Annotated in this window: 14 protein-coding genes; 3 read left to right on the forward strand and 11 right to left on the reverse strand. The window is 69.1% G+C overall.

Annotated features, from left to right (window positions below):
- Window positions 1-157: 157 nt before the first annotated feature.
- From ACIBEI_RS02720 to ACIBEI_RS02755, 8 genes are all read right to left on the reverse strand, one after another.
- Complete coding sequence (locus tag ACIBEI_RS02720; protein ID WP_398884330.1) at window positions 158-1,108, reverse strand: catechol 2,3-dioxygenase; 951 nt, start codon at window positions 1,106-1,108, stop codon at window positions 158-160.
- Window positions 1,109-1,117: 9 nt separating this feature from the next.
- Window positions 1,118-2,254 carry a 4-oxalomesaconate tautomerase gene (locus tag ACIBEI_RS02725; RefSeq protein ID WP_398884332.1) on the reverse strand — a complete coding sequence of 379 codons (1,137 nt, stop codon included), beginning with the start codon at window positions 2,252-2,254 and terminating at the stop codon, window positions 1,118-1,120.
- Window positions 2,251-2,985, reverse strand: coding sequence for a 4-carboxy-4-hydroxy-2-oxoadipate aldolase/oxaloacetate decarboxylase (locus tag ACIBEI_RS02730; RefSeq protein WP_398884334.1), 735 nt, complete (start codon window positions 2,983-2,985; stop codon window positions 2,251-2,253). Before ACIBEI_RS02730 ends, ACIBEI_RS02725 begins: the two co-directional genes overlap by 4 nt.
- Window positions 2,982-3,755 (reverse strand): PIG-L deacetylase family protein, encoded by a 774-nt coding sequence (locus tag ACIBEI_RS02735; protein WP_398884336.1) that lies wholly within the window; start codon window positions 3,753-3,755, stop codon window positions 2,982-2,984. Before ACIBEI_RS02735 ends, ACIBEI_RS02730 begins: the two co-directional genes overlap by 4 nt.
- Before the next feature lie 48 nt (window positions 3,756-3,803).
- Window positions 3,804-4,454, reverse strand: a complete 651-nt coding sequence (locus tag ACIBEI_RS02740) for a GntR family transcriptional regulator (RefSeq protein WP_398884338.1) — start codon at window positions 4,452-4,454, stop codon at window positions 3,804-3,806.
- A gap of 163 nt (window positions 4,455-4,617) precedes the next feature.
- A complete protein-coding gene (locus tag ACIBEI_RS02745) occupies window positions 4,618-5,379 on the reverse strand; it encodes an FAD:protein FMN transferase (RefSeq protein ID WP_398884340.1) in 762 nt (253 codons plus the stop codon).
- Between the two features lie 5 nt (window positions 5,380-5,384).
- Window positions 5,385-6,104, reverse strand: coding sequence for an FMN-binding protein (locus tag ACIBEI_RS02750; RefSeq protein WP_398884342.1), 720 nt, complete (start codon window positions 6,102-6,104; stop codon window positions 5,385-5,387).
- Window positions 6,105-6,114: 10 nt separating this feature from the next.
- Window positions 6,115-7,455, reverse strand: a complete 1,341-nt coding sequence (locus ACIBEI_RS02755; RefSeq protein WP_398884344.1) for a ferric reductase-like transmembrane domain-containing protein — start codon at window positions 7,453-7,455, stop codon at window positions 6,115-6,117.
- Window positions 7,456-7,608: 153 nt separating this feature from the next.
- Between ACIBEI_RS02755 and ACIBEI_RS02760 the strand changes: the two genes are divergently transcribed.
- The gene (locus ACIBEI_RS02760) at window positions 7,609-8,319 is read left to right on the forward strand and encodes a response regulator transcription factor (protein ID WP_398884346.1); all 711 of its coding nucleotides are present in this window, start codon (window positions 7,609-7,611) and stop codon (window positions 8,317-8,319) included.
- The gene (locus ACIBEI_RS02765; protein WP_398884348.1) at window positions 8,316-9,746 is read left to right on the forward strand and encodes an ATP-binding protein; all 1,431 of its coding nucleotides are present in this window, start codon (window positions 8,316-8,318) and stop codon (window positions 9,744-9,746) included. The genes ACIBEI_RS02760 and ACIBEI_RS02765 overlap by 4 nt, the downstream gene beginning before the upstream one ends.
- A gap of 87 nt (window positions 9,747-9,833) precedes the next feature.
- On the opposite strand, the gene ACIBEI_RS02770 is transcribed toward ACIBEI_RS02765, so the two are convergent.
- Together ACIBEI_RS02770 and ACIBEI_RS02775 are read right to left on the reverse strand one after the other, a co-directional pair.
- Window positions 9,834-11,258, reverse strand: a complete 1,425-nt coding sequence (locus ACIBEI_RS02770) for a family 43 glycosylhydrolase (protein ID WP_398885085.1) — start codon at window positions 11,256-11,258, stop codon at window positions 9,834-9,836.
- 93 nt (window positions 11,259-11,351) lie between these two features.
- On the reverse strand, window positions 11,352-12,788 hold the full coding sequence (locus ACIBEI_RS02775) for a family 43 glycosylhydrolase (RefSeq protein WP_398885087.1): 1,437 nt from the start codon (window positions 12,786-12,788) through the stop codon (window positions 11,352-11,354).
- 413 nt (window positions 12,789-13,201) lie between these two features.
- Here ACIBEI_RS02775 and ACIBEI_RS02780 point away from each other — a divergent pair, with 413 nt between their 5' ends.
- Entirely contained in the window at window positions 13,202-18,406 is a 5,205-nt protein-coding gene (locus ACIBEI_RS02780) for a family 43 glycosylhydrolase (protein WP_398884350.1), read from the forward strand.
- A gap of 86 nt (window positions 18,407-18,492) precedes the next feature.
- On the opposite strand, the gene ACIBEI_RS02785 is transcribed toward ACIBEI_RS02780, so the two are convergent.
- A complete protein-coding gene (locus ACIBEI_RS02785; protein WP_398884352.1) occupies window positions 18,493-19,371 on the reverse strand; it encodes a phosphotransferase in 879 nt (292 codons plus the stop codon).
- Window positions 19,372-19,455: the final 84 nt, after the last annotated feature.

Below are 19,455 nucleotides of genomic sequence, written 5' to 3' on the forward strand. Positions count from 1 at the left end.
GCGGTTCGTGCGGCGGCCGGCCCCTGATGCGCATGACGCTAGAAATCCGCCCCGATAATTGTCAACGTTTTTGTCAACAATCACAGGAACCGGGCAGGGCCCCGGGCGGCACACCGCAGAGGTGTGCCGCCCGCGAGGCGAAACGGGGGTACCGGTGTCAGCCGACCGGCGGCGTGCCGTGGGTGTGGAAGGACTCGATGGTCTTCAGACCCCAGGCCTGGCCCTTCTTCCGCTCGTCCTCGGTCCAGGTGATCAGCGGCCAGTCGGGCGCCAGGACGAGACGGGTGAGCGGGTTGCACAGCTCGACGCGGTTGCCGCCGGGCTCGTAGACGTACAGGAAGAACGTCTGCTGGATGGCGTGCTTGTGCGGGCCGGTCTCGATGAACACACCGGTGTCCAGGGCGAGATCGGCCGCCCGCAGGATGTCCTCACGGGTGTCCGTGGCGAACGCGATGTGGTGCAGGCGTCCGTTGGAGCCGGTCCAGTCCTCGGTGTAGACGAGGTCGTACGACTTGCTGCTGAAGGTCAGCCACTGGGCGGCGATCCTCCCGCTGTCGAGCCGGATCTGCTCGGTGGGGCGGGCGCCGAGCACCTCGTGTACGAAGTCTCCGTTGGACGCGACGTCGGCGGCGAGGAAGTTGACGTGGTCCAGGCGGCGTACGCCCACGCCGTGGCCGGGCTTGGCCTGTGGCTGGTTCTTGAGGCCTGGCTTCAGCTCGTCCGGCGCCTGATACCACTCGCTCTCCCAGTAGAGGGCGAGTTCATGGCCGTCGGGGTCGGTGGTGACGTACAGCGGGCCGATGCCCGGCTCGTCCTCGACCCAGCGGCCGGTGCGGCCCGCGTTCTCGGTCTCCTTGACCCGGCGCTGGAGGGCCTCCTCGCTGGAGGCGCGCAGGGCGGTGCGGCGGATCCCGGACGTGGCGTGGGCGGTCAGGGTCACGCTGTGGTGCTCGTAGTCGTCCCAGGTCCGCAGGTATACGGAGTCTCCGGAGCGGCCGTTCTCGGTCAGGCCGAGGTAGTCGGTGAAGAACCGGACACTGGCGTCCAGGTCGGGGGTGAGCAGTTCGACGTGCCCGAGGTGGGCGATGTCGCCGAGCGGCGGGGCCATGGGGCCTCCTCAGGGGTGTGGTGCGGCTCCGGCCGGCCGGGGGAAGACCGTGCCGTCGAAGATCTTGCGTGCGGTGCGGACGACGGCGGTGCGCCGGGCCACCGGGACGGGGCTCGGGGCAGCACCCGAAGCGACACTCGTTGCGGCGCCCGGTTCGGCGCCCGGAGCGTCGTACGCGAGGGTCGTTTCTATGTCGAGGAATCCGGTGGGGTGCTCGATGCGTACGCGGTCCCCGTGAGCCGGCAGACGTGCGACCGCCCGGCCGACACCGCCCTCGATGCGCAGCCCGGCGGCGACGCTCGCGGCGCCCAGGACCCCGATCGAAGTGTGGCAGCGCACCGGGATGAAGGTGCGGGTCATGACCGCGCCACCGTCCAACGGCGGTGCCAGCAGGCTGAGTTTGGGCACGGTGGTGCCTTCGACATCGCCGAGCCCCATCAGCTTTCCGGCCTCCAGCCGGATCTCCCGGAGCCGTTCGGTGAGGGTCTGGTCCGCCTCCAGGTCGGTGGGGGTCTCGTACCCGGTCACGCCGAGCGAGGACGCGGCGATCAGCACGGTCGGCATGCCGTTGTCCACGCAGGTGACCGGCACGTCGGCGACGAGGTCACGTGCCCGGCCGGTCGGCAGCAACGGGCTGCCGCCCTGCGGGAACTCGATGACCACCGGCGCCGCGGACCCCGGCACCCCGGAGATCTCGGCGGAGCCGGTGTAGTCGACGCGCCCCTCCGGGGTGGGGAAGGACGCGACAGCGATGTCCCCGCTGTTGAGCATGCGGATCCGCACCGACGTACGGTCCTCTCCGGCGGCGACCAGTCCGCGTTCGACGGCGAACGGGCCGACCCCGGCGAGGAGGTTCCCGCAGTTCTGACGGTCGCTCACTTCTGGTGTGTCGACCCCGACTTGGAGGAACAGGTAGTCGACACCGGCCTCGGGGTCGGTCGACGCGGAGACCACCGCCACTTTGCTTGTCAGGGGGTGCGCGCCGCCCAGGCCGTCGATCTGGCGCGGGTCGGGGCTGCCCATGACGCGCAGCAACAGGTCGTCGCGCGGGGCGGGTTCGGCGGGCAGGTCCCCGGCGAGGAAGTAGGCACCCTTGGAGGTGCCGCCGCGCATGAGCATGCAGCGCACCTCCTCCGGCCCGGTCACGAGCCCGCTCCGACACCGTCACCCGGGTCCTGCCGCTCCCGCTGGTACTCCTCGTACGACTGGCAGCGCACTCCGAGGCGTACGAGGGTCTCGCGCAACCCGTAGCGGTCCAGGCCGAGTTGGCCCTCGGCGAAGGCGGCGCGTGTCGCCTCCTCCTTCGCTGTGCGCGCGGCGGACGCGTGAACGGCCTCGGCGGACCGCTCGCGCGGGACGACCATCACACCGTCGTCGTCGGCGAGGATCACATCGCCCGGCCGGACACTCTGCCCGCCGAGGACCACGGGTACGTTGACCGATCCTCCGGTGGCCTTCACGGTGCCCTGAGCGGAGACGGCCGCCGCCCAGACGGGGAAGCCCATCGCGCGCAGTTCCTCGGTGTCGCGCACTCCGGCGCCGGTCACCAGACCGCGTACGCCCCGGCGTTGCAGGGCGGTGGCGAAGAGTTCGCCGAACATGCCGTCCGTGGAGGGCGAGGTGGTGGTGACGACGAGGATGTCGCCCTCGCCGCACTGCTCGACCGCCGCGTGGATCATGAGGTTGTCGCCGGGCCAGCTCAGCACGGTGACGGCGGTGCCCGCGACCCGTACGCCCTGTTGGATAGGTCGTAGGCCGCTGCCGAGAAGGCCGGTGCGGCCGAGCGCCTCGTGGACGGTCGCCACGCCGTAACCGGCCAGCGCCTCGACGTCCTTCTCGGGCGCCTTCGGGGGGTTGGTGACGATCAGGCCGCTCATGCCAGGTCTCCTGTCACCTGCGGGTACGGGCGCATGTACGCCTCGGCGTAAGTGGTGTGCGGCAGACCGAGGTTGGGGCCCGCGTTGCGCTTGAGCTGCACACCTCGGCGGACGGCGAGATCGGTGTAGTAGTCCCAGAGATGCCGCTGGGCGGCCAGGCACTCCATGGCCTTGCGCTTGGTCTCCCACACCTCGGAGATGTCGAGGAGCACCTCCGGCCTGAAGCCGCACATCTCCGGCTGGTGCGGCTCGAAGAAGAACACCGGCGGAGCACCGATGATCTCCCCCTCGGCCGGGTAGCCGATGGCCTGGGCGAGCACGCGAGCGTCCAAGGCCATCCGGGCCGCCGCCGGGTGGTCACCGTTGTACGGATCGTCCAGCGGGTGGGTGAGGACGACGTCCGGCTGCGCCGCGCGGTAGACGGCCACCAGCCGGTCCGTCAGCTCGGGGGTAATGGTCAGGGGGTAGTCGCCGGCGTCGAAGAAGACGACCTCGGCGCCGAGAGTGGCGGCGGCCGCCTCGGCCTCCGCGCGGCGCATCTCCTTGATCTCCTCCAGCGACCTGCCCTCACGCCATGCCTTCGCGGACTCGCCGCGCTCGCCGTAGGTCAGGCACGCGATGGTGACCTTCCCACCGCGCGAGGCGGCGAGGGCGATGGCCCCACCCGCCCGCCACACGAAGTCCCCGGCGTGCGCGGTGATGACGAGCGTGGATCGTGGGGTGGCGGGCGTCGACGGTGGTGAGGTACCGGCCGCATTGCCATGCGTCATTGTTGCAATCTCCTTGGTGGACAAGCCGGTTGGCCCACCCCCGCGGTGTCACTCGCGCAACGCGTCGATCACACCCGAAAGGTGGGCGCGGACGGCCGCTTCGGCCGCCTGCGGGTCCCGGGCCCTGATCGCCTCGATCATGGCCAGATGCTCACCCAGGGACTTCTGGGGCCGCCCCGGCCGCAGCGCGAGCTGGAAACGGTGGCGCACCAGCTGCCCGTTGAGCCGCTCCAGCAGTTCCACGGCCGTCTGCTGGCCGGAGAACTGCCTGATGAGGGCGTGCAGTTCGTGGTTGAGGTCGGAGTAGGTCACCGGCTCGCCGTCGGCGACGGCCTTGGACATCGCCGCGCCCACGTCGACCAGCCGGGTCAGCTGCTCGTCGGTGACCGCGATGGCCGCCTTGGCCGCGCACAGCCCTTCGAGGGCCATGCGGCACTCGGTGATGGCGACCGCTTCCTCCACGGTCACCACCCGCACCCGCGAACCGCGGTTGCGGATCCGCTCGACCAGACCCTCCGACTCCAACTCGATCAGCGCCGCCCGCACACTGGCCCGTGTCACACCGAACTGCTCGGCGAGTTCGTTCTCCACCAGCCGCTGGGCCGGTGCCATCTCGCCACGCAGGATCGCCTGCCGCAGCTGCGCGAGCGCGTGCCGCCTGGCCTGCTCCCCAGTGCTCGGACGGGCTTGTTTCGGCATGTGTGCTCTCCCTGGGTGAGTGCCTGTCGAACCTAAATCTAGACGAACAAGATTGTCAACAATTTTGTTCTCTATGTGGTACGGCCACATACCAACGAGGGCCCTGATATCCGCAGTTGCGGATATCAGGGCCCTCAGGAGTTCGTACGAGCGGTTCCCGCGATCAGGCGGCGACGGGGAACCCCGACGTGCGGAACACACGGCGCTCGGCGTCCACGGCGAACACCTCGCAGCCTTCGCGCGCGGCGGCCCAGTCGATCCCGTCCGCGCCCATCGCGAACGCCGCGGTCGCCGTCGCGTCCGCCTCGGTCAGGGAAGAGGCCACGACGGTCAGACTGAGCAGTCCGGTCGCCGGACGGCCGGTGCGGCCGTCGAGGATGTGGTCACCCCGCTCGTACCGCCCGGAGGTCGCCACCGCGCCGTCGGTGATCTCCAGGACCGCGCACAGCCGGTCGGCCTGTTCCGGGTGGCGCACACCCACCCGCCACGGCCGGCCGGCCGAGACCACATCGCCGCCGGCGTTCAGACAGAACGTCGTCACGCCCTCGGCGAGCAGCAGCTCGGCGGCCCGTTGCACCGCCCAGCCCTTGACCATGGCGCAGGGGTCGAGGCCGCGGCCGGGCAGCCGCACCTGGAACGCGCCCCCGCTCGCGACCCGGTACTCCTCGCACAGGTCGAGCACCTCGACGAGGTCCGGGCTCAGCTCGTGGGATTCGAGCTCTCCCCGGCCCAGCCGGGACACCTCGCTGTCGGCGATGAACGGGCTGAACCGCGCGTCGACCTCGCGCAGCCACGCGAACACCCGGTCCGCGGCCATTGAAGCGGCCACGGAAGCACCCCCGTCGGGGTCGGCGGTGTCGATCCGCAAGGAGATCGGCAGCCCCATGATGTGCTCGACGCGGCGCACTTCCTCGGCCGTAGACATCGCGATCAGCCCTTCGCGTCGATGGCGGCCTGGAGGGACTCGACGTACCCCTCGCTCGTGATCGTGGCGCCCGAGACGGCGTCGATGTCGGAACTCTGGGCCTCCAGCGTCTCCGCGATCAGCTTCGGCACGGCGGCCTTCGTCTGCGGGTGGTTCGGCTGCTGCAGCATCCGCACCGCGTCGATCTTGTCGCCCTCGAAGGTCACCTCCACCTGCACGGTGCCCTTCTCCGTGCCGACGGCCGAACCCGCGACGACCTGGGAGGCGGCGGCCGAGGCGGACGGCGAGGAGGAGGACGAAGAAGTGGACGACGAGGAAGACGCCGGCTTCGCGTCGATGGCGGCCTGGAGGGACTCGACGTACCCCTCACTGGTGATCGTGGCGCCGGACACCGCGTCGATGTCCGCACTCTGCGCCGTGAGCGTCTCCGCGATCAGCTTCGGGACCGCGGCCTTGGTCTGCGGGTGGTTCGGCTGCTGCAGCATCCGTACGGAGCTGATCTTGTCGCCGTCGAAGGTCACCTCGACCTGGACAGGGCCCTTCTCGGTCTCGATGGTCGAACCGGCGACGACCTGGTTCGAGGTACCGTCCGAGGAGGAGGTGGAAGGTGTCGAGGCGGGTTCGGCGACCTCCGTGGTGGACGACGTGTCGGTCGAGGGCGCGTAGCGCCAGACCGGGATGAGACCCGCGACGGTCAGGACCAGGACAGGAATGGCTCGTTTCACGGTGTCTCTCTCATCCCGCCAGGCTGAAGCGCTCGAAGTGGATCTGCTGCTTGGGCACGTTCAGCTCGCGCAGGCTGCCCAGCACCGCGTTCATCATCGGAGGCGGTCCGCACAGGAAGACGTCCCGGTCGCCGATGTCCGGCACGAGCCGTACGAGCTCGTGCGGCGCCAGCTTGTCGGGGCTGACCGGCCCGGACACCAGGTGCAGCTCGGCGCCCTTGGCCTGGGCGAGTTCCCGCAGCTCGTCGTAGAGGACCGCGTCCCGGTCCGTGGACACCCGGTAGATGACCACCGCGTGCCCCTGCACCTCCTCCAGCAGGGCCCGGATGGGGGTGACGCCCACACCGCCGGCGATGAGCACGGACTCCGGCCGGGTGCGGTGCATCGCGGTGAAGGCGCCGTACGGGCCCTCGGCGAAGACCCGCGTGCCGACCTTCAGGTGCCGCAGGGCCGCGGTGCCGTCGCCCGCCGTCTTGGCGGTGAGCCGCAGTGTCCGGCCGTCGGGCGCCGCCGACAGCGAGAACGGGTTGGCCTGCCACCACCGGTCCTTGGTCAGGAACCGCCAGAGGAAGAACTGTCCCGCGCGCGCAGGCAGCCGGTCCAGGTCGCGCCCCGTCATGTAGATCGACACGACACTGTCGGACTCGGGGACCACGGCCGAGACCCGCAGCTGGTGGCGCATGTTCCGCCACAGCGGCAGCACGAGCCGGCCCAGGACGACCGCGCCGAGCGCCACGCCCCACACGCCGTACCAGTACGCCGTGGCGAAGGACGACGCGGTGAAGGTCGTACCCACCGCGACCTGGTGCGTGAAGGCCAGCACGACCGCGAGGTACGTGTAGAGGTGGATGAAGTGCCAGGTCTCGTAGGCCAGCCTTCGGCGGGCGTACCGGGCCGAGACGCCGCCGATCACGAGGATCAGCACCAGCGCGACGACGGCGCGCAGCACGCCCTCGACGGTCTCGGCGAGGTCCACCAGCTGGCTCACCGGGTCCATGCCGGAGGAGTCGGCGTAGCCGAAGGTGATGAACACGGCGTGGCCCAGCAGCGTCCACAGCAGGCCGAAACCGACCCAGCGATGCCAGGAGGTCAGCCGGTCCATGCCGATGCGGCGGTCGAGCCACGGCAGCCGGGCGACCAGCAACAGCTGGAAGGCCATCAGGAGCGCGCCGTACAGGCCGAGGAGCCGGCCGATGACGATGAGGGCGTTCGAGGCGAACCCGGCCTGGACGAAGAACACGGTCACCACGGCTACGTTCACGGCCAGCACTCCGTACAGGCCGGCGCGGGCCACCACCTTGGGACGCACCGCCGCGGGAGGTGGGGGAACGGTCGTCTGGACAGTAGTCACGGGGTCGGCAACTCCTTGATCGGGTCCTGGGACTCCGAGCCTGCCTGCCTGGTGCTGTCGTTTTCCTGTCGGTCAACTTTCAAGTTTTTATCGATATGAAGTAGACAGGCCCGCGGCTATGGCGTCAGGAGGCGCGTGAAGCACTATGGGCACGTGGAAAAAGTACGACTTCTCGTCGTGGACGACGACCCGCCCATCGCCGACCTGGTCGCGACGGTCGCCCGCTACGAGGGCTGGGAGGCGGTGACCGCGAACTCCGGCGAGGAGGCGCTGCACCGGGCCGCGGACTTCCATCCGGACATCGTGGTGCTCGACCTCATGCTGCCCGGGCTCGACGGCTTCGCCGTGCTCGACCGGCTGCGGCTGTCCGGGACGATGGTGCCCGTGGTGTTCCTGACCGCTCGGGACGGCGTGGCGGACCGGGTCGCGGGCCTGACCAGGGGCGGCGACGACTACCTGGTGAAGCCGTTCGCGGTGGAGGAGCTCATGGCCCGGCTGCGGACCGTGCTGCGCCGCAGCGCGGGACCGGCCTTCCAGCGGTCGGTGCTGAGCGTCGCGGACCTGACCATGGACGAGGACACCCGCGAGGTGCGCCGCGGCGACCGGCTGCTGACGCTCACGCCGACCGAGTACGAGGTGCTCCGCTATCTGATGCGGAAGTCGCCGACCGTGCTCACCAAGGCGCAGATCCTCGACCACGTCTGGGAGTACGGCTTCGGCGGCCGGTCCAACGTGGTGGAGCTGGTCATCAGCCGGCTGCGCCGCAAGCTCGACGGCAACGGCAACGGCAACGACGAGGACGAGGCGCCGCTCATCCACACCGTGCGGGGCGTCGGATACGTGGTGCGGCAGGTCGCCGGGTGATCCGCCGCTTCAAGGAGACCTACGGCAGGCTGCGGCTTGGCACCCGGCTGGCCCTCGGCATGGGCGTGCTCTCGCTGGTCGTGTTCGCCGTCGTCGGGGCGTCGCTGTCGATGTACATGCGGGACTATCTGGAGCGCCAGCTCAACGACCAGATGAAGCTCGTCCAGCTCACCCAGTCCAAGGACGTCGAGGCGTACGGCACCGTGCAGGGCAAGCCGTACTACGGCTGGTACACCGCCTCGTACGAGGTCTCCGCCAACTCGGCCGTACTCCGCGAGCCCGCCGACGTGCCGGCGGACGCCGACGAGCTGGCCGTCGTCGCCCAGGCGGTACGGGACTCGGGCGACGACCCCGTCTTCCGCACCGCGCACATCAAGGGAGAGGGCACGTACCGGCTGCGCGCCTGCGAGCCCGAACCCGGAGTGGTCCTGGTCACCGCGGCGCCCATGGACGACATCGAGGACACCATGGACCAGCTGGCCACGGTCCAGGTCGTCGCGTTCGTGCTGGCGCTGGTGGGGCTCGTGGTCTTCGGCCGTGCGGTGCTGCGGCGGGGTCTGAAGCCGCTCAGCGACATGGCGCACACGGCCCGCGGCATCACCTCGCACGACTTCACCGACTCGGCGCGGCTTCCGGTGCGCGCCGACCGCGGGAACGGCGGCCCGGAGGTCGAGGAGCTGCGGACCGCCTTCAACACCATGCTGGAGCACATCGACGACTCGCTGGCCGTCCGCACGGAGGCGGAACAGCGGCTGCGCCGCTTCGTCGCGGACGCCTCGCACGAACTGCGTACGCCTCTGATGTCGGTACGCGGCTACGCGGACCTCTTCCAGTACGCGGCGGCCAACGAGCCCGAGGAGCGGGAGAAGCACCTGGCCCGGCTGCGTGCCGAGGCGGCCAGGATGGGCGTGCTCCTGGACGACCTGCTGCTGCTCGCCCGCCTGGACGCCGCCGAGGTGGAGGCACCGGTGCGGCTGGAGGACGGGAATCTGGCGGAGCTGGTGCGCCAGGCCGCGGAGGCCTTCCGCGCGGCCCGCCCGGACCATCCGCTGGCCGTGACGACCGGTCACGGTCCGGTGCGGCTGCGCCTCGACGCCCTGCGCATCCGGCAGGTCCTGGACAACCTCCTCACCAACGCCGCCGTGCACACCCCGGCCGGTACGAAGGTGTCCGTCGAGGTGTCGGTCGTGGCCGACGCGGCGGTCGTCCGCGTCACCGACTCCGGTCCCGGCATCCCGGCCGCCGACCAGGAGCGCGTCTTCGACCGCTTCTTCCGCATCGACAAGGCCCGCAGCCGCGACCGCGGAGGCAGCGGCCTGGGCCTCGCGGTCGCCCGCTCCCTGGTCCAGGCCCACGGCGGCACGATCACCCTGACGAGCGGCCCGGGCGCGACAACATTCACGATGAGGCTCCCGCTGACTTCGTAAGGGGCGGCCCCGTCAGGGGCGCGGGGAACTGCGCGACCAGCCACGAACGACCCGCACCCGGCAACCGACAGACAGAACCCCCGCCCACTACTCGGCGTAGAACGTGGCGTCGGCCTTGGCCGTCGCCGTATCGGCCGGCTGCGTCACCAGCAGATAGTTGTAGTGCCGGACATAGCCGCCAGCCACGTTGTACGACTCGAACGAAACCCCCGCGGCCGCGTCGGCCAGCCCCGCCCGCCGATAGAAGCTCGCGTCACCCTTGAAGGCCGTACTCCCGTCGCTCTTGTCCACCCACACCTCACCGTTGCTCCGGTGACGGAGGTAGTACCCCGGGAAGTTCGCCGACTCCAGGGAGACGGTTCCCGTGCCGGCGAGCCCGGTCACGACACGGAACTGGGAGTCCGCGAGGTTGGTGACGTTCGGCTCGATCTTCGCCCGGTACTCCCAGTGCCGGATGAACCGGTCGGGGAAGTTGTACGAGGAGAAGCGGACCGGGGTGACACCGTCGGCCACCGGGATGCCGAGGTTGGGCGTGCCGTCGGCGTTCCAGTACAGCTTCTGGTAGCGCGTACGGCGGTTGGGGTCGTTGAGCGGGTCGCCGCTGATGTCCTTGTAGTTGCGGTCGTGGTAGACGAGGATGTCGGACTTTCCGTCCTCGGACGTGGTGAAGGTGTTGTGGCCCGGGCCGTACTGGCCGGTCGCGTCGTTGCTCTTGAAGACCGGGGTCTGGGTCTTCGTCCAGGAGGCCGGGTTCATCAGGTCGGCGGTGGCGTTGGCGGTCAGCAGGCCGAGGCAGTAGTTGGCGTCGGTGGCGCTGGCCGAGAAGGTCATGAAGACCTTGCCGTTCCGCTGGATGACGGCCGGTCCTTCGTTGACGCGGTGGCCGACGGTCTCCCAGGAGAGCGTCGGAGTGGAGATTCGCGCCGGAGTGCCGCTGATGGTCCAGGGGTTGGACATCGGGGCGAGGTAGACGCTGGTTCCTGTGCCGACCGCCGGGTCGTTCTGCGCCCAGCTCAGATAGCGGGTGCCGCCGACGGTGAAGGTCGTCGCGTCGAGCGAGAAGGTGTCCAGCGGCAGGGCGATACGGCCCTTCTCGGTCCAGGTCCCGGTCAGCGGGTTGGCGGCGCTGGTCTCCAGGACGTACGGCCTGATCTTCCAGATGTCGTTGGAGGAACCGGCGGCGAAGTAGACGTACCACTTGCCGCCGATGAAGTGGATCTCCGGCGCCCAGATGTGCGCGCCCATCTCACCGCTGGCGTGCTTCGTCCAGATCGTCGTCTCGGCGGCGGTGGACAGGCCCTGGAGGGTGGTGGCCCGCCGCATGACGATCCTGTCGTACGCGGGCACGGTGGCGGTGAAGTAGTAGTAGCCGTCGGTGTGTTTGAAGATGTGCGGGTCGGCGCGCTGTTCGGCGATCGGGTTGGTGAAGGTGACGGCGGGCGAGGCGGGGGCGGCGGCCTCGGCGATGCCGGAGGTCAGGGCGGCCAGGGTGACGAGCAGCGCCGTGACCACCCTTGCGATCGTGCGTCTCACTGAGTTCCTCTCGATCACGTCGAACGCGTCGGTCGAGCCGGACGCGGCTCGGTCACATCGGACGCGCCTCGGTCACGTCGTCGGCTTGAACTGCCACTGCTGGCAGGTGTTGTTGAGCCAGGTCCACTGGCGTACGTCGACGCCGTCGCCCGTACCGCAGTTGGCGACATCGGCGACCTTGCCGGTGCTCTCGTTGACGATCCGCACGTAGTCGCCGGTGGCCGTGTACACGAGGCGGTACTTCTGGCAGTTGTTGTTCAGCCAGGACCACTGGGCGATGTCGGTTCCGTCGGCGGCGGCGCAGCCGGCGGTGTCCATGACCTTGCCGGTGGCCACGTTCACCAGCCGGCTGGTGTCGTTGCCCTGGTCCTCGATACGCCACTTCTGGTTGGCACCGCCGGTGCACGTCCACTGGAAGATGTTGGCGCCGTCCGCGGTGCTGCCGCCGGCGACGTCCAGGCACTTGCCGCTGTTGCGGTTCACGAGCGTGTACGCCGTCGGGGTCGCCGCGGTCTCGCCTGCCGGGCCGGGGAGTGTGGTGCCGAGGGCGACCGGGGTGCCGAAGTTCGGCGTGCCGTCCGCGTTCCAGGTGAACTTCTGGGCGCGGGTCGTCCGGCCGTTGCCGCAGCCGCCGTTCGCGGTGTTGTTGCCGTGGTAGACGATCCAGTTCTCGGTGCCGTCCGGCGAGGTGAAGAAGCCGTTGTGGCCGGGGCCGTAGACACCCGCCGCGTCGTTGCGCTGGAAGACGGGGGTCTGCTTCTTGGTCCAGGAGGACGCCGACAGCGGGTTGGTGCCGGTCAGTTCGAGCTGGCCGAGTTTGTAGTCCGCGGTCTGGCAGTAGCTGGCGGAGTAGACGAGGAACGTCCTGCCGTTGCGGTAGAGCGGCTCGGGCCCCTCGTTCACCGGGAGGCCCTGGGTCTCCCAGCTCAGTGTGGGGCTTGAGATGACGCTGAAGGTCGAACTGCTCAGCGTGTACGGGTTACTCATCGGCGCGATGACCAGGCTCTGCGTACTGCCGTTGATGAAGCCGCTGCCGACCAGGTACAGGTTGTTGCCCTGCTTCAGCACACTGGCGTCGATGAGCCAGCCGCCGGGGGTCAGGTTGGAGCCCGTGAGCTGGTTCTTGAAGGTGTACGGGCCCATCGGATCGGTGCCCGCGCTCTCCAGGACGTACGTGCGCTGGGAGTCGCAGCAGGCGACTCCGCCCTGTCCCGCGGAGTAGTACAGGTACCAGTGCCCGTCGAAGAAGTGCAGTTCGGGAGCCCAGAAGTTGGTGTTCCGGGTGGACGTGGTGTCGCTCCACACCTGGACACTGGGCGCCACGGACAGACCGGCCAGGGTCGGCGACTTCCGCATGGTCAGCACACCGGTGAAGGACGTGGTGACCAGGTAGTAGTTGCCGTTGTAGTACTCAAGCCAGGGGTCGGCGCCCTTCTGCGCCTTGACCGGGTTCGTGTACGGCCGCCCCTCCGCGGCCGTGACGGGCTGCGTGGCGACGGAGGCGAGCATCACGAGCAGCGCTGCCACGAGGGTGCACCAGTGACGGGCACGGAACACGGCGGATCCCCTTCCGATGAGCACGATGAACAGCGACACTCGCAATGTTCGAAATCCCGTACGGCGTGCGTAACTTCGACCAGAAGATAGGTACACAGGGGGTACGCGTCAACGCTTCTGACACGTTTGGTTCCGGTCGGCTTTCCGTGACGTAAAACCACGAACGCCACGCGGGCCTACGGGTGTTGCGCGCAATCTCCAACTGTTCGACCCGTCGGACATTGTTCGGAACCTCTTGACGCCCCCGTTCGCACCGCTTCACACTCTCGCAACGCGACGTCACACACGCGAAACGGCACGAGCCCCGCTGCTGAGACCTCGCGGTCCTTTCCTTCCGGCATGTCTCAGCAGAGGAAGTTGAAACGATGCGACTCTCGAGACCCCTTGGCCGTACAAGACGTTGGGCAGGAGGGCTCGCCGGACTGACCGCGGCCTCACTGCTCCTCGGACTCGCCGGGCCCGTCGCCCCCGCCAACGCGGCCGAGAGCGCGGACATCACCGAGGGCCTGGCCCTCTGGTACAAGCTCGACGACGCCTCCGGCACCACGGTGGCCGACGCCTCCGGCAACGGCCGGACCGGCACGGTGAACGGCGCGGCCACCTGGTCCGGCACCGGCGAGGGGCTCTCGTTCAACGGCTCCGACACCTACGTCAAGGTGCCGGACAACATCATGAGCGGCATGAACTCGATCTCCGTCTCGATGGACGTGAAGGTCGACTCCGCGCAGAACACCCCGTACTTCATCTACGGCTTCGGCAACACGAGCGGCTCCGCGGGCAACGGCTACCTCTTCACCACCGGCAGCACCTTCCGGACCTCCATCGCCTCCGGAAACTGGTCGACGGAACAGACCACCCAGCCCTCCCCCGCCCGCGCCATGACCCGTGCCGTGTGGAAGCAGGTCACGTACACCCAGACCGGCAACACCGGTGTCCTGTACGAGGACGGCGTCGAGGTGGCTCGCAACACGGGGGTCACCATCACCCCCGGCTCCATCGGCTCCGGCACCACGACCGCCAACCACATCGGCAAGTCGGTGTACCCGGGTGACAAGCTCTTCAAGGGCAGCATCCGCGACTTCCGGGTCTACGACCGGGCGTTGGCGGGCTCGGAGGTCGAGCAGCTCTCCCTCCCCGTCGCCACCCGGGGCGTCGCCGACGACAAGGCCGCCCTCACCCTCGGCGACACGAGCGCCGTCGTCGCGGACCTGACGCTGCCCACCACCGGCACGGCGGGCGGCTCCTCGATCAGCTGGAAGAGCGACACCCCCTCGGTGGTGTCGGACTCCGGTGCCGTCACCCGCCCCGCCGCAGGTGAGCCGGACGGCCACGCCACGCTCACTGCGACCCTGAAGAAGGGCTCGGTGACGGACACCAGGACCTTCGACATCACGGTCCCGCCCGCGTTCGACGACGCCACGGCCACCGAGCAGGCCGCCGAGGCACTGAAGGTCGACAACCTCGACGACGTGCGCGGCAACATCACTCTGCCGTCGACCGGTTCGTACGGCACGAAGGTCGGCTGGGCCTCCGCGAAGCCGGACGTCGTCTCCGCCGACGGCATCGTCCACCGCCCGGCGCACGGCGACGGCGGCACCACCGTCGAGCTGACCGCGACCGTCACCAAGGGCGACGCGCGGGCGACCCGTGTCCTGACCGCGCAGGTGCCCGAACTCCCCGCCGAGGCGCCCCTCAAGGGCTATATGTTCAGCTACTTCACCGGCGAGGGCACCTCGGACGGCGAGCAGCTCTACGCGGCCCTCAGCAAGGGCAACGACCCTTTGAAATGGCGGGAGTTGAACGACGGCAAGCCCGTCCTGACCTCCACGCTCGGCGAGAAGGGCCTGCGCGACCCGTTCATCATCCGCTCCCCCGAGGGCGACAAGTTCTACCAGATAGCCACCGACCTGCGGATCTACGGCAACGGCAACTGGGACGCGTCCCAGCGCACCGGCAGCAGGTCCATCATGGTCTGGGAGTCCACCGACCTGGTCCACTGGACCGACCAGCGACTGGTCAGGGTCTCGCCCGACTCGGCCGGCAACACCTGGGCGCCGGAGGCGTTCTACGACGAGAAGCTCGGCTCGTACGTCGTCTTCTGGGCGTCGAAGCTGTACGACAACCCCGAGCACTCGGGCGACACGTACAACCGCATGATGTACGCGACCACCCGTGACTTCCGCACCTTCAGTGAGCCCAAGGTGTGGATCGACCGCGGCTACTCGGTCATCGACTCCACGATGATCAAGCAGGGCGACACCTACCACAGGCTTTCGAAGGACGAGCGGAACAACTCGTCGTCGACCCCCAACAGCAAGTTCATCTTCCAGGAGAAGAGCGACTCGATCCTCGACGAGTCCTGGGACTTCGTGGCCGAGGGCATCGGCAAGGGCGCGATGAGCGCCGCCGAGGGACCACTGGTGTTCAAGTCCAACACCGAGGAGAAGTGGTACGCGTTCCTCGACGAGTTCGGCGGGCGCGGCTACATCCCCTTCGAGACGACGAACCTCGCCTCCGGCAACTGGACGCCGTCCACGGGATATGACCTTCCGTCAAGGCCCCGCCACGGCACGGTACTTCCGGTCACACAGGCCGAGTACGACCGGCTGCTGAAGGCCTACCAGCCGGACCAGATCGTCGAGTCGATCGAGGACGTCAAGGTGACGACGGGCATCGGTGAGGCCCCCGTCCTGCCGGGCACGGTCATCGCCGAGTACGCGGACGGCGTCAAGCGGCCCGTCTCCGTCACCTGGGACGACGTCCCCGCCTCGGAGTACGCGCAGGCCGGCACCTTCACCGTGAAGGGCAGCCTGCCCGACGGCGCCGCGCTCCAGGCCGAGGCCGAGGTCACCGTCACGGCGGAGGGCCCCGACGTGCCCGCGGACCTACTCCTGCACTACGGCTTCGACGAGACGGGCGGCAGCATCGCCCGTGACTCCAGCGGCCACGGCTACCACGGCACGTACGTCCGCACTCCCGACTTCGGGACCGGCGTGGACGGCGGCTCGTTCAAGATGTCCGGCGGTTCGAGTACCTCGACCACCTCCCCGTACGTCAGGATCCCCAACGGCGTGCTGAAGGGCGCCGACAGCGTGACCGTCTCCACGTACGCCAAGTGGAAGGGCGGGGACAACTTCCAGTGGCTCTTCGGTCTTGGCCCGGACAGCGACAAGTACCTCTTCGCCACTCCGTCCAACGGCGGCGGCAAGCTCTTCTCCGCGATCACCAAGGCCACTTGGTCGGGCGAGAAGCAGATGACCGGCGGCTCGCAGCTCACCCCCGGGAAGTGGCAGCACGTCACCGTGACCGTGAACGGCGCGACCGAGACGGCGGTCCTCTACGTGGACGGCGTCGAGGCGGCCCGGGCGACGGGCGTCACCATCAGGCCGTCCGAGTTGTACGACGCGTCGAAAGGCTACTCCGGCTACATCGGCAGGTCGCTCTACTCCCCCGACCCGTACTTCGGCGGCGAGGTCGACGACTTCCGGATCTACAACCGGGCGCTGTCGCCCGCCGAGGTCCTGGAACTGAGCGGGAACACGACGGGAATCGCCACGGCGACCCACCCCGCGCTCAAGGTCGACGCGATCATCGACGACGCGGACAGCAGGATCACGCTCCCGCTCGCGGAGGGCAGTGATGTCACGGCCCTGGCACCGGAGTTCGAACTCGCCCATGGAGCGTCCATCAGCCCCGCGTCCGGCTCGCTGCACGACTTCACCGAGCCGGTGACGTACGAGGTGACCGGCTCGGACGGCAGGAAGCGCACCTGGACGGTCCGGGCCGTGGAGATGAAGAGCCCGGTGCTGCCGGGCCTCAACGCCGACCCGAACATCACGAGGTTCGGCGACACCTTCTACATCTACCCGACCACCGACGGCTTCCCCGGCTGGAGCGGCACCCAGTTCAAGGCGTACTCCTCCAAGGACCTGGTCCACTGGAAGGACCACGGCGTCATCCTCGACCTCGGTCCGGACGTCAGCTGGGCCGACAGCAGGGCCTGGGCGCCGGCGATCGAGGAGCGGAACGGCAAGTACTACTTCTACTTCTGCGCCGACGCGAACATCGGTGTCGCGGTGTCCGACTCACCCACCGGCCCGTTCAAGGACGCGCTGGGCAAGCCACTGCTGAAGGCGGGCCTGTACCCGGGCCAGATGATCGACCCGGCGGTCTTCACCGACGACGACGGCACGCCGTACCTCTACTGGGGCAACGGCAGGGCGTACGCCGTCCCGTTGAACGACGACATGGTCTCCTTCGACGCGTCGAAGGTCACCGACATGACTCCCAGCGGCTACAACGAGGGCACCTTCGTCATCAAGCGCAAGGGCACCTACTACTTCATGTGGTCGGAGAACGACACCCGGGACGAGAACTACCGCGTCGCCTACGCGACCGGCTCCTCGCCCACGGGCCCCTGGACCAAGCGGGGCGTGATCCTGGAGAAGGACCTGTCCCTGGGCATCAAGGGTCCCGGCCACCACTCGGTGGTCAAGGTGCCGAACACCGACGACTGGTACATCGCCTACCACCGCTTCGCCATCCCGGGCGGTGACGGCACGAACCGCGAAACGACCATCGACAAGCTGGAGTTCGACGCCGACGGCCTGATCAGGAAAGTCGTCCCGACACTGTCGAGCATCGACCCGGTCACCATCGTCCGGGCCGGTCCGGACGCGATGGGCACGGAGGGCGGCGCGATCCCCGTCACGGGCACGATCTCCGGGGCGGGCAAGCCCAGGTGGACGGTCTCGGGCTCGGGCGGAGCGCCCTGCACGTTCGCCGACCCCGAGGCCATCCTCACGTCGATCACCTGCGCCGACGACGGTACGTACGAGGTGACGCTGACGGGGGGCCGCAGCAGTGACACGCTCACCGTGACCGTGGACAACGCGGCGCCGGTGATCACGTCGGCCACGGGTCCGAGCACTCCGGTGTCGGTCGGCAGGAGCGCATCCGTGAAGGCCGCGTTCACCGACCTCGGGTCCGACGACACCCAGACGTGCGAGGTCGACTGGAAGGACGGCTCCGAGCCGACCACGGGCAAGGTCACCTCCACCGGCTGCGAGGCCACGCACACGTACAAGAAGGCGGGCATCCACCGTCCGGTGATCACCGTCACCGACGACGACGGCGGCAAGGACAGCACCCAACTGCCCGAACTGGTCGTCTACGACCGCGGCGCCGGTCCGATCGCCGGCGTCGGAGTCATCTCCTCCCCGGCGGGCGCCTACCCGGCGAAGCCCTCGCTGACCGGTCTTGCGGGCTTCTCCTTCGGCGCCGCGTACAAGAAGGCGAAGGACACCGTGCCGAGCGGCAACGCGACCTTCGACTTCGCGGCCGCCAAGGTCAAGTTCCGCTCCACCGCCTCGGACTGGCTGGTCGTCACCCGCTCCGAAGCCCAGTACCAGGGCTCGGGCACGGTCAACGGCACCGCCGGCTACGCGTTCCGCATCACCATCACCGACTCCCCTGACACCTACCGCATCAGGATCTGGAAGAAGTCCACCGGCGACGTGGTCTACGACAACCGCACGGGCTCGAAGGCGTACGGCATCGTGTTCGGCTGAGCACTACCGCTGAGGACTCACGGCTGACACACCACTGGCAGCGCGGCGCCCGGGGCCACGGTCCCGGGCGCCGCTCCGTCGCGGGGTCAGCTCGCGCGTTGTTCGGCCAGGTCGAGCCAGTGCTCCACATCGGCCGGGGTGAAGTGTCTGATGGCCCAGTCGACCATGCGAAGGCTCATGTGGGCCCACGCGGGCCGCAGGATCTCCTCGGGGAACGAGTCGAGGACGGCGTCGAGACGCTGTGTCACCCCCGGGTCGGCTTCCTTGGTGTGGATACCGAAACGCAGGGTGACCAGGTCGAATCGCCGGTCACCGCGGGCGGCACCGTCCCAGTCGATGACCCCCGTGATGGCGCCATCCATCGCCAGCAGGTTGCCCGGGTGGAAATCCATGTGCACGGCGTCATGCCCGGCCAGTTGAGCCGAGGAGTCCGCGCCTACAGCGGTGATCCAGTGTTCCAGCGCGGCGCTTCGGCGGTCGTGCTCACGCAAGGGCTGGTGCAGGCAGTAGCCAGGACCGTCCTCCAACAGGTGAAGTTCCACCGCTGGGACATCGGGGCGGTCGGCAAGCCGGTCCGCCTGCAACTGGTTGAGTTCCAGAGCCTGCTCCAGGACTCGCTGGTCGAGGTGGTCGATCGTCGTGCCCGGCAGGAGCTCTTGGACCGTGACCACCGCATCGTCGACCTGGGCGACCAGTTCGGTGGCCGGTGCCGGATAGCCTGCCGACCGCAGCGCTTCGGTGACGGCGAGTGGTCCGGCCCGCATGTCCGCCGCCCGGCTGTGCGGCCGCCACTTGAGGACGGAGCGGTGACCGTCGGGCCAGCACACAAAGGCTGCCCCGACCTGCCCGCCCGGGCAGGGGCCGTCCAGCGTCAGGCGGACGCCCGTCCGGGTGTGAAGGGCGTCGACCGTCCGGGCGGCATCGAGACGCTCGGCACGCGCCCAGCTCTGCGGTGGAGAAGTCATTGGACCGATTATCGCTGGGCCGCGGAGGCGGAGGACTCATGCCGAAGGCCCGCCCCCGAGTTCAGGGCGGGCCAACGGCCGGGA

It is taken from the genome of Streptomyces sp. NPDC050988, assembly GCF_044456225.1.
In the GTDB taxonomy this organism is placed as follows: Bacteria; Actinomycetota; Actinomycetes; order Streptomycetales; family Streptomycetaceae; genus Streptomyces.

Coding starts and splice junctions, on each gene's coding strand:
- ACIBEI_RS02740 (WP_398884338.1), bottom strand. CDS start 4,454: ATGCCGAAACAAGCCCGTCCGAGCACTGGGGAGCAGGCCAGGCGGCAC.
- ACIBEI_RS02775 (WP_398885087.1), bottom strand. CDS start 12,788: ATGCTCGCCTCCGTCGCCACGCAGCCCGTCACGGCCGCGGAGGGGCGG.
- ACIBEI_RS02735 (WP_398884336.1), bottom strand. CDS start 3,755: ATGACGCATGGCAATGCGGCCGGTACCTCACCACCGTCGACGCCCGCC.
- ACIBEI_RS02785 (WP_398884352.1), bottom strand. CDS start 19,371: ATGACTTCTCCACCGCAGAGCTGGGCGCGTGCCGAGCGTCTCGATGCC.
- ACIBEI_RS02730 (WP_398884334.1), bottom strand. CDS start 2,985: ATGAGCGGCCTGATCGTCACCAACCCCCCGAAGGCGCCCGAGAAGGAC.
- ACIBEI_RS02780 (WP_398884350.1), top strand. CDS start 13,202: ATGCGACTCTCGAGACCCCTTGGCCGTACAAGACGTTGGGCAGGAGGG.
- ACIBEI_RS02720 (WP_398884330.1), bottom strand. CDS start 1,108: ATGGCCCCGCCGCTCGGCGACATCGCCCACCTCGGGCACGTCGAACTG.
- ACIBEI_RS02745 (WP_398884340.1), bottom strand. CDS start 5,379: ATGTCTACGGCCGAGGAAGTGCGCCGCGTCGAGCACATCATGGGGCTG.